A 4,007-nucleotide genomic window follows, 5' to 3' on the forward strand; every position below is an offset into this window, starting at 1 on the left:
CATCCCGCGCGGGGGTCGGCGCGGTGCGGCTGCGCTGGTCGGAGGCGCTGCCGCCGCTCGGCTCCCCCGCCGCCGAGGCGCTGCGCGCCGCCTTCCCGGCCGAGCGCGACGCCGTCGTGCTCTCTGCCGTCGATCGTCCCGCCGCCATCGCCTGGGGGTGGGAGATGGGCATCACCCTGTTCCAGGGCCGCCTGGTGGAAAGCCGCCGCCCCGCCGCGTGACTTGGCGCGCGGCCCGCGCAGGCCGATATGGGTCGGATGGACACGCCGGCGCTGCTCGTCGAAGGCCTCAGCAAGACCTACCGCCCCGGCGACGCGCCAGCGGTGGAAGGCCTGACATTCACCCTGCCCATGGGGCGGACCTGGGGGCTGCTCGGCGGCAACGGGGCGGGCAAGTCCACCACCATCGCGATGCTGCTCGGCCTGCTGGTGCCCTCCGCGGGGCGCGTCATCGCGCTCGGCCACGACATGGCGACGGATCGCTTCGCCGCACTCGCGCGCATGAATTTCTCCTCCCCCTACATCGCGCTGCCGCACCGCCTGACGGTTGAGGAGAACCTGCGCGTCTACGCGCATCTGTACGGCGTGCCGGACATGAAGCGTCGCATTGCGGAACTGGTGGAGGATTTCGCCCTCGGCGATTTCGCGAAACGCCCGGCGGGGCAATTGTCAGCCGGGCAGAAGACGCGCGTCGCGCTGGCCAAGGCGCTGATCAACGGCCCGGCGCTGCTGCTGCTGGACGAGCCGACCGCGAGCCTCGACCCCGACACCGGCGACTGGGTGCGCACGACGCTCGAGCGGTACCGGGATACGACCGGCGCGGCGATGCTGCTGGCCAGCCACAACATGGGCGAGGTCGAGCGGCTGTGTGACAACGTCCTGATGCTCAAGGGCGGGCGGGTGGTGGATGCGGGCAGCCCCGCCGCACTGCTCGAGAAGTACGGGCGCGACGACCTGGAGGAGGTGTTCCTCGACATCGCCCGCGGGCGGGCGAAGGCGGAGGTTCAGGCATGAGCGGCGGCGCCGATGACCGCAGGGCGGAGCGACCGGAGGCCGCGGGCACCGGAGGCCCGAATCGGAGCCGCAGGCAAGGCACGGCGACGCGCCGCGTCTGGGGGCTGATGTACCGGCATCTCGCGCTGTATCGCCGGTCCTGGCCGCGGTTGCTCGAACTCATGTACTGGCCGGTGCTGCAGATGGTGGTGTGGGGGTTCGTCACCGCCTATCTCGCCGGCGTGCAGCAGAACACCGCGACCATCGCGGCAGGCGTGCTGCTCGGCGGCGTGCTGCTGTGGGAGGTGACGCTGCGCAGCCAGATGGGCTTCGCCATCTCCTTCCTCGAGGAAGTCTGGTCGCGCAACCTCGGGCATCTCTTCGTCTCGCCGCTCAAGCCCTCGGAGATGGTGGCGGGGCTCGCGGCGATGAGCGTGCTGCGCACGGCCGCGGGCGTCGGGCCCGCGATGCTGCTCGCCTTCCTGCTCTATGGCTTCGGCATGTGGACCGTCGGGCCGGTGCTGGTGCTGTTCGTCGCCGCGCTGATGGCGATGGGCTGGGCCGTGGCGTTGGCCGTGACGGCACTGATCCTGCGCCACGGCGCGGGGGCGGAGGCCCTGGCCTGGGGCGTGATGTTCGGCCTGGCACCCTTCGCCGCGGTGTTCTACCCGGTCTCGGTCCTGCCGGGCTGGCTGCAGCCGGTCTCGCTCGCCATTCCCGCGACGCATGTGTTCGAGGGGATGCGCGCCGCGCTGACGGATGGGCGCATCGCCTGGGACCATCTCGCCTGGGCGGTGGCGCTGGACGGGGTGTGGCTGGCGGCCGCGGCGTGGATCTTCCTCGCGCAGTTCCACCAGGCGCGGGTGCGGGGGGCGCTGCTCAATATCGGGGAGTGAGCGGCAGGACGAGGCGGCGTTCTGTCACGCGCCGTCCCCACTGTTCCGCCGCGACCTCCCGGTCCAGGGCGAAGCCGGCCTGAGCGTAGAGATGCGCCGCGGCGTCGAGGCCGTCGAGCGTCCAGAGATGGATCTCCGGCGCGCCGGCGCTGCGCGCTCGTTCGATCGCCTGCGCGAGCCAGCGCCGCCCGAGGCCCCGCCCGCGCAGCGCGGGGTCGAGGATGAACCAGCGCAGATGTGCGCTGGTGGGATCCTCCCCGGCATCGAGCGCGATCGACCCCAGCACGCGATCGCCCGCGATGGCGCAGCGGAACAGGTCGCCCGCGGGATCGAGCCGTTGCAGGAACTCGCCCAGCTCCCGCGCCACCTTGGCCTCGAAGAAGGCGCCGAAGCCGTGGCTCGCCGCGTAGGTCCGGGCGTGCAGCGCCGCGATGCCGCCGATGGCCCCTGGCGTCCAGTGGTCGTGGATGGCGATGTCCATGTCCGAGTCTCGCGCCAAAATGTCGGTTCCCAAAGGCCCTTCGGCCTTTGGTGGGGGGAGTGCGAGGGGGCAAAGCCCCTCTCGCCCCCGCCGCGCTGCCGGGCTATGCCGTCCCGCGTGACACCGACCCGCTTCTTCCTCGTCCGCCATGCGCTGGTGGAGCCCTCCGCCCGCGCCGTGCTCTACGGTTCCATGGATGTCGCGCTCTGCGACCTCGCGTTGCGGGAGGAAGCGGCGTCCTATCGCTGGCTCGCGCGGCGCCTGCCGCAGCCCGCGCGCTGGTTCGTCACCAATCTCTCGCGCACCCGCGCGACGGCTGCGGCGATCTTCGCGGCTGGCTATCCCGCGAGCGAGATCGCGGCGGAACCGGACCTTGCCGAGCAGCATCTGGGCGAATGGCAGGGCATACCGCATGAGGCGCTGCCCGCGCTGCTGACGCATCCCGCGCATCCCTTCTGGCCGCATGCGGGGGAGGAGCATCCGCCGGGCGGCGAATCCTTCCGCCAGGTCCAGGCGCGCGTTGCCGCCGTGCTGGAACGCATGGCGACGCTGCTCGAAGGGCAGGACGTGGTGATCGTCGCGCATGGCGGGTCAATCCGCGCCGCGCTCGCGCATGCGATGGGCCTGTCGCCCGACCAGGCGCTGGTGTTCAGCGTGAAGAATCTCTCGCTGACGCGGATCGAGAAGCATGGGCGGGACTGGCGCGTGGCCGCGGTGAACGAGGAGCCCTGGACGCCGCCGGCCGAGGATCGTTGACGATACGCTCCGAATCGGGTGCAGCGAAACCTTTGTGTTGCCCGAATCATGCGGTTAGAAGGACGCTCCATCAAAGGCTTGGAGGGTTCGCTTCATGCGTCGTCTCGCCTTCATCGCCCTCTCCGCCCTCGCGCTGCTCGCCGGCGGGCGTGAGGCCCGCGCGCAGGCCGAGGAGCAGAACCTCGTCGACCGCGCGACGCTGTCGCTGCGGGAGGTCTTCGACCTCGGCGACATGAGCGCCGATGCGCGGTCGATGCTCGGCCGCGCGCGTGCCGCCATGATCTGCCCGCGCGTCATCCGCGGCGGCTTCGTGGTCGCCGGCCAGGGCGGTGATTGCGTGCTGGTGGCGCGCGACGGCGGCGGGTCCTGGTCCTCGCCGGCCTTCTTCACCATGGGCGGCGGCAGCATCGGCTTCCAGGTGGGCATCCAGGATGCGCAGGTCGTCATGCTCATCATGAACGACAAGGCGCTGGATGCCGTGCTCGACAGCCAGTTCCGGATCGGCGCGGATGCGGGTGTCGCGCTCGGCACGCTGGGACGCGGGATCGCGGGGTCCACGACGGCCGCGGTGGGCGCGGACATCGTGACTATCGCCCGGGCGCGCGGGTTGTTCGCCGGCGTGTCGCTCGACGGCAACCTCCTCTCTGCGCGCAGCGCGTCGATGCGCGCCTATTTCGGCCGCGACGTCTCCCCGCGCCAGGTCGTGGTTGGCATGGAGGCGCACAACGCGGCCGCGGACCCGCTGCGGGCCGCGCTGATGCAGATCTCGCAGGCGCCCGCGGCCGCCGCAACGCCGCAGCCGCAGGGTTCGGCGCCGCCGCAGGCCGTCATTACCCCGGCCCCGGGCGGCACGGGCGGGCGCGTGCAGTCCGAAAGCCTGCC

6 protein-coding genes are annotated in these 4,007 nt (G+C 71.9%); 5 read left to right on the forward strand and 1 reads right to left on the reverse strand.

What is annotated here, in order from left to right; all coding sequences use genetic code 11:
* The 3 genes from HW577_RS21960 to HW577_RS21970 all read left to right on the forward strand — a co-directional run.
* Nucleotides 1-221: hypothetical protein (locus tag HW577_RS21960; RefSeq protein ID WP_419956603.1), on the forward strand; the 221-nt coding region annotated here is incomplete at its 5' end.
* A gap of 36 nt (nucleotides 222-257) precedes the next feature.
* Complete coding sequence (locus tag HW577_RS21965) at nucleotides 258-1,013, forward strand: ABC transporter ATP-binding protein (protein ID WP_198378249.1); 756 nt, start codon at nucleotides 258-260, stop codon at nucleotides 1,011-1,013.
* Nucleotides 1,010-1,888 (forward strand): ABC transporter permease, encoded by an 879-nt coding sequence (locus tag HW577_RS21970; RefSeq protein ID WP_198378250.1) that lies wholly within the window; start codon nucleotides 1,010-1,012, stop codon nucleotides 1,886-1,888. Before HW577_RS21965 ends, HW577_RS21970 begins: the two co-directional genes overlap by 4 nt.
* Here the strand turns inward: HW577_RS21970 and HW577_RS21975 are convergent.
* Complete coding sequence (locus HW577_RS21975) at nucleotides 1,872-2,369, reverse strand: GNAT family N-acetyltransferase (protein WP_198378251.1); 498 nt, start codon at nucleotides 2,367-2,369, stop codon at nucleotides 1,872-1,874. The genes HW577_RS21970 and HW577_RS21975 overlap by 17 nt on opposite strands.
* A 117-nt stretch (nucleotides 2,370-2,486) precedes the next feature.
* Here HW577_RS21975 and HW577_RS21980 point away from each other — a divergent pair, with 117 nt between their 5' ends.
* Nucleotides 2,487-3,125, forward strand: coding sequence for a histidine phosphatase family protein (locus HW577_RS21980; protein WP_198378252.1), 639 nt, complete (start codon nucleotides 2,487-2,489; stop codon nucleotides 3,123-3,125).
* A gap of 94 nt (nucleotides 3,126-3,219) precedes the next feature.
* Nucleotides 3,220-4,007 (forward strand): lipid-binding SYLF domain-containing protein (locus HW577_RS21985; protein ID WP_198378253.1); only part of this gene is annotated, 788 nt, incomplete at its 3' end.

This window comes from Neoroseomonas rubea, from assembly GCF_016106015.1.
Lineage (GTDB): Bacteria > Pseudomonadota > Alphaproteobacteria > Acetobacterales > Acetobacteraceae > Neoroseomonas > Neoroseomonas rubea.

Coding starts and splice junctions, on each gene's coding strand:
- HW577_RS21975 (WP_198378251.1), bottom strand. CDS start 2,369: ATGGACATCGCCATCCACGACCACTGGACGCCAGGGGCCATCGGCGGC.
- HW577_RS21970 (WP_198378250.1), top strand. CDS start 1,010: ATGAGCGGCGGCGCCGATGACCGCAGGGCGGAGCGACCGGAGGCCGCG.
- HW577_RS21965 (WP_198378249.1), top strand. CDS start 258: ATGGACACGCCGGCGCTGCTCGTCGAAGGCCTCAGCAAGACCTACCGC.